This window comes from Enterococcus raffinosus, assembly GCF_018917525.1.
GTDB classification, from domain to species: Bacteria; Bacillota; Bacilli; order Lactobacillales; family Enterococcaceae; genus Enterococcus_A; species Enterococcus_A raffinosus_A.
Genome location: NZ_JAHLOS010000073.1, coordinates 1 through 6,297, shown reverse-complemented (window position 1 = coordinate 6,297; position 6,297 = coordinate 1). Strand labels below are relative to the sequence as shown.

General features: G+C 32.8%; 5 protein-coding genes. 1 reads left to right on the top strand and 4 read right to left on the bottom strand.

All coding sequences use genetic code 11. The features are described from left to right. Positions 1-186: 186 nt before the first annotated feature. The 4 genes from KQI58_RS22130 to KQI58_RS22115 form a co-directional block, all read right to left on the bottom strand. Positions 187-459 carry a hypothetical protein gene (locus tag KQI58_RS22130; RefSeq protein WP_216411098.1) on the bottom strand — a complete coding sequence of 91 codons (273 nt, stop codon included), beginning with the start codon at positions 457-459 and terminating at the stop codon, positions 187-189. A gap of 333 nt (positions 460-792) precedes the next feature. Beyond that, positions 793-2,121, bottom strand: a complete 1,329-nt coding sequence (locus tag KQI58_RS22125; protein ID WP_216411097.1) for an ATP-binding protein — start codon at positions 2,119-2,121, stop codon at positions 793-795. Between the two features lie 652 nt (positions 2,122-2,773). Further along, positions 2,774-3,745 carry a hypothetical protein gene (locus KQI58_RS22120; protein WP_216411096.1) on the bottom strand — a complete coding sequence of 324 codons (972 nt, stop codon included), beginning with the start codon at positions 3,743-3,745 and terminating at the stop codon, positions 2,774-2,776. 10 nt (positions 3,746-3,755) lie between these two features. Then, entirely contained in the window at positions 3,756-5,387 is a 1,632-nt protein-coding gene (locus tag KQI58_RS22115; RefSeq protein WP_216411095.1) for a hypothetical protein, read from the bottom strand. Between the two features lie 217 nt (positions 5,388-5,604). Here KQI58_RS22115 and KQI58_RS22110 point away from each other — a divergent pair, with 217 nt between their 5' ends. Then, complete coding sequence (locus KQI58_RS22110) at positions 5,605-6,228, top strand: hypothetical protein (protein WP_216411094.1); 624 nt, start codon at positions 5,605-5,607, stop codon at positions 6,226-6,228. Positions 6,229-6,297 lie beyond the last annotated feature (69 nt).

Genomic DNA, 6,297 nt, shown 5'->3' with positions numbered 1-6,297 from the left:
GTAGATGGGTATCTAGTAATTTTATAAGTTCATCCAAAGTTTCGACGACTCCGTTCTAGTTTTTATATTATTATTACCAAAGTCGGACTTGGAAATCAACTAACACTGGAAAGAACCATAAAAGTCTTGCAAAATACAGGAATATACTTTTCCTGATTCAAACATATCAACTGACTTTGCAATACTTCATTTTACATCAATAACATAGTCATTTTTTTGTGTCGCAGACATAGAATAAAAAGCCTTTAAATCTACATGAATGGGATCATTAGGTATAATCTCATTTTGTTCCATCATCCATTTTGATAGTGTTGACTCTAACATATCTATTGAGTTTTTTGATGAACTCTCTTTAAACTTCTTTTCTTGTAGTAAAGCCATCTCAATTTTGTGTTCACGTGATGTCCTCTTTGTATATTTTCCCAGCTTATTCATTCTATCAGTACCCTGCTGATTCAACTAGATTCCTCCCTTACTTAATAAAAATATCCCTACTTATGATAAGGCTCCTCGTATCACAACCAATTTCTATTTTACCCCTTATGATACGGTACACCATTCCGTTTCACTCTAATTTTTAGTCAATAACATACGATCACTCAGATATTTTAACAATACTCATAATGTTAAAACGACCACCATTATGCGCTAATATATACAGCACATAATGGTGGTCTATTGTTATCTAAACTACTAGTAAAATTTACTCCTTGTTCTACTCTTGGGTTACTCCCTGATTACACTTGAGTCGCTTAAATTCATCGACAGATAGTAAAAACATCGCTATTTGATTTATTGTTTTTCCATTACTTCTAAATAATATCTAGTGGCTGGTCCTCTACCTTCAGAACCGATTATATCCATTTTCTTCAATTCTGATATCATTTCTAACGTATAACTTTTTTGTAAATCCAGAGCTTCCTGAATTTCCTGACGACTGGCAAGTTTTCCATCACTAAGATACTGAATAATCGAGATCATATTTTCACTTAATTCCAATGTATTCAACTTGTAATTCATATTATATAGAATCACTGTAAACAAGTTGTGAGTAGCAAGCAATTCTGGCTGCCTCTTAAATCCTTTGTATAATGAATAAATTCGACGAATTCCAGAGCCATAATTCTCTATATAGTTCATCTTATCTAGAACATTAATTAGAATAGGGTTTCTTTTTGCATTCGCACCTTGTTTTATATCTTCGACGGTTAATCCATCGGGTAAAGAACCAGGAGAAGATATCGCTAATCGATCATCAAATAACTCAATTTTAATATCTGAGCTCATGGTATAATCTCTATGAACAAAAGCGTTCATCACTGCTTCCCGAACAGCATCTACAGGATAAGAAAAATTTTCTATGCGTTTTCCATTACGTCCGAAAGTAATATTAAGCTGATTATTCAGATGAATATATTGAATTGCATCATCAATCTGCTTAGCTATTGACCCTGAAAAAGCTTTTTTATCCCTAAAAGTAGTTACATCCACTCCTTTATAAATAGCAGCCTTTGAAATAAATGGATTTTCATCACTAACTATCCGTGCAGCATTGTTATACTTATCCTCTTCATTTTTCTTAAAATCAAGACCGATAATATCGAACTTAGTCCCAGCTTTTTCAAAAGCACTTTCAACATAATCGAAATATAAAGAGTTGATCTCAATCCTCTCACTATCGAATGAGTTGGCATTATGACGATCTAACATTCTTCTTATTTCTGCATCACTAGCCCTTCTTTTCGAGCTACCATTGCGAATATATACACCTTTTGAGTTAAAGCCTTCGCCATCAGTATAATAATATGGTTTATTGGTTCCCGCACTAACAGAAATCTTAAACGGATCGTTGTTAGGATCTACTTGTATTAGTCCGATTACCTCTGGTCTGAATCCATGAGCTACCCAATTACTTATGGTCTCTTCCCATTCCTTATACTTTTTCTTTCTGTCTTTTTCATTTGAAAAAATTACTGGTATACCATCATCATCCACCCCTAAATAGATCGTTCCACCTGTACTACTATTCAAAAAGGAGACAATTTCTGCTTTTAGTTGGTTAGCCTTTTTAGGAATATCTTCTTTATATTCAATATTATTGTCCTCACTAAGTTTTTCCAATTGTAATCCTCCTATGAAATTGTAGAATTCTTAAAAGTCATATCAGTTGTAGTATAACTTATAATTTGACTTTTTAGGAATACGAACAGAGAAGTTTAATGAGGGTACAGAAAGATTATCTACTACTTGCATATTCGATCGGTCTATCGTCCGGTCATTTACATGCTGTTAATTCAACATTTATTAGCTATCGCTCGGTTTATCGTCCGGTCACTTGCATGCTGTCAATTCAACATTTGTTAGCTATCGCTCGGTTTATCGTCCGGTCACTTGCATGCTGTCAATTCAACATTTGTTAGCTATCGCTCGGTTTATCGTCCGGTCACTTGCATGCTGTCAATTCAACATTTGTTAGCTATCGCTCGGTTTATCGTCCGGTCACTTGCATGCTGTCAATTCAACATTTGTTAGCTATCGCTCGGTTTATCGTCCGGTCACTTGCATGCTGTCAATTCAACATTTGTTAGCTATCGCCCGGTTTATCGTCCGGTCACTTGCATGCTGTCAATTCAACATTTGTTAGCTATCGCCCGGTTTATCGTCCGGTCACTTGCATGCTGTCAATTCAACATTTGTTAGCTATCGCCCGGTAATAGCAAATCAAGATTCATTTATGGTAGTGTACCGCCTCTTGCATGAAAAACAGAAAATTTTAGATATCTATATTATTTTCCATATCTTTAATCCATAAATCTATTTTCTCGAAGAAATTGTCAATATTGTAAATACTCTTTACTTTGGCTACATAAGCCTCCACTACTTTTGAAGACTTAGCATCAGTTTCACTAACTTTCACCAATTCTTCCAGATATCTTTCAACTTGCCGAATTTCCTCAAATTCTTTTTGATGAGTAATGACCTCTTCAATCAAATGATTTCTTTTTTGTTCAATAGCTTGTTCTAATTGGAGTGCTTGCTGGGCTAATCTTTCTATTTCTTCTTTTTGTCGCCGTAACTCTTCTTTGGCTTCCCTGGCTTTACTTTCTGCAATTCTCTTATCTCTAACAGGAATATACTCTTTGCGGAATAGGGAAAAAATATCGACTAATTGACTTGATAATGTTGATTGCTCACTAGTAAAGACTGTTTTTCTTTTTGTTTGTTCATTTGTAATATCTAATTCTATAACGCCATTCAGTGTTCGATGATGCTTAGGCAACATTTTTCTTTTTGAATCAACAGTATCGGAATTCCGTTGACTTTTTTCAAAAATTTTTATGTTCCAACAGATCGGCGCCAATGAAACTTCAAATTTCATCTTTTGTCCATAGCCAGTAGATACATGTCCACCAAATTTTTCTACTCCTCTGATTAATTGATTTACAAAAACATATACTTTTTTTCGATGGCGTGGTGATACATCAATGTCTAAAATGGTCTTGCTGACATCAATACTGTCATCAAAATTGACATTCCTTTTCTCTGTATACTGCATACTAAACGGTAAATCATCAATATAAGAAAAACGTTCTCTACGTTCACGCTCCTTGATAATTTTGTCATAATCTAAAATCGTCTCATGAAGATTGGAAGAGCTAATACTCTTTATTTGCCTAGCCCACTGCAAAAATGCTCTCTCATTGTCAATATTCGATAAGGAAAAACTATCTAAGTTTTTATCCATTATTCACACCTCATTTAAAAACACAACCACAACGATACAATGTATCCACCAATTTTTCTAACTCCTCCTCTTCCTTAATTTTCTGAGGAATTAAATATCGAACTTGAGCATCTTGAAGAATCATTACTAATGTTGACATAAACTCCGAAAAATCTTGATATGAATTTTTTTCATATAAACGTCCTTTACTCTGGTTGTACAGTGAACCCCAACTTCTCCAACTATCAATCCCGTTTATATGAAAACCAATAAATAAATCTCGATTAGCTCCAAGTATTTCAGCAAGTTCAAAACAATTCTTCTTTAAAACATTTGCTCCATTACGGTTATCTACTAAATCTAAAATAAGTTTCAAATTTAGTTTCAAATCTTTAGTTGCTCTATACAAAGCCAAAATATCCTTTACTGTATAAACTACTGGTTCTTTACCTGATTTCGCAGATGATGTCTTCAAAGCTATCTTCATCTTTTTTAAAGGTTTCAATTCTTTTTCAATTTCACGATATGTATCCAATAACTCTTTGATTCCAAAATTCGGTGTTTTAAATGGTGTTCTTAATTCTAAAATTTCTGGTCGACCAAATTTTTCAAATGAGTTAGACAAATTGGAAAGGATTTTATTACGTGTTTCATTGTTTACCCATATATTGTCGTTTCCTTTTTCATTGATTACAGATAAAATATATTTTTCACTCTTCTTACTTTTGACTATTCCTCTTTTTGTTTCAATATATTCAATATTCGTTTCTATTTCTTGCGGGTATTGAACACCATCGGCAATAACAGGTATAAGCATCCCTTTTTGAAGTTTCAAATCCACATTTCTTTGTGTGATACATAATTGAACATATTCCGCCCAGTAGGATGTGTCATCTAACATATGAAATAGCCAACAATACATCACCAGCATTTCAAAATAATCCCTTTTATTTTCAAAAAATGGTAAGTCCTTATGCTTTTCAAATTCTTGATCAACTTCAAATGGATTTTCTTGATATCTATAATCGTAATTATTTATCCGGCAGCTTTCTTCATACTCACGAATATACTTGTATTCAACATACCTATCCTCCCATTTCCAGGCGATATTGAATGCATATCCAAAAATATTCACACCATATTCTCTATATGAATCAAATACCCATTTAACAATTTTATTGTCTAAACCTTTCATTTCAGAATGATGAGGTTTATCTATCTTACTCTTAAGATGTTCCTCAACAGCCACTACCACCTTAACAAAATCATTTTCATTCATATCTTCTATACAAAGACGATTAAAAACGACTTCTTCAGCTATCTTTCGAAAATCCTCTTTACGATAAAAAATATCAATATCTTTAAAATTTTCACACGCTTTACCAATAAAAGTATCAATTCTTTTTTGATGCTCAAGATAATACTTTTCAATAAAATCGTGTGTCTGAGGGTATCTGTTTTCTAAAGTCTTACGCGATTTCTCAATATTTTGCTGTAGCTTAATTTGTTCATAGCTATAGTCTTCAGGTGATAGATAATTATTAAAATAATCAGAAACATATTGAATCACTTTTCCCATGTTTTCTGAGTGTTGAGTAAAGTCAAACTCATTCAACTTATCTTTTCTTTTTCGTTTTGAAATATACTCTTCAATTTTATCCAATGATACCGCCTCCATCCATCTCAATGATAACATAACTCATCAAAATTCGAACTCGTGTTCTTGCTGTATCAAACAATAAAAACTAATTAGTAAATAATCAGTTTAATACAAGAATAGTTATGAGATCGTTTTGCACGCTATTTTTGATATCATAATTGCTTCTTTTTTGATACACTAAAACAAAAGAATAACTTGTTATGAATGGACGTGAAAAAAAATGGATAGTGTGACTCTCGATCCGATGAAAATCAAGCTTGATACAGAGAATCCTCGTTTTTCTCTGTTTGATTTAAAAAATGAAGATGAAATAATTGAACACTTATTAAAAAACGAAAATTTGTATGAGCTAATTGATTCTTTCGAAAAAGAAGGATACAACACCATCGGTGAACGAATTATTGTTATTCGAGAAAAGGATTATTATACCGTTTTAGAAGGAAATAGACGTATAGCGGCAATAAAATGCATTTTCAAATATAATAAATTTTTGTCTTCGACGTATAGAGAAAAAATCGAAAAGTTAAACGTGATTGATTTCCAAGTTGCCGCAGATGTTGTAGACAAACGTATGGATGCTAATTATAAAATTGCATCTAAACACGTTTCGTCAATTCGAAAATGGAGAAGCATTGATAAATACGTTTATTACCATAATATGTATATAAAACTTTTAGAAAATCATTCTTCTAAAGACGCTATTTCTTTTATTCAGGAGACAACACCTGAGAGCGCAACAGACATTCGAAGGTCAATAAAGCACTACAATTTCTTGTCTAGAATACACACACTAGTAAGAAAACCTCAGGAGAAAACCGCTCCTGAGGACTTTTTGTTTAGATGAATCATTTTATTGTCGATCACTGATTCTAAATTCGTATCCAAGTACGTTCTTATAATATTCTGGATACAT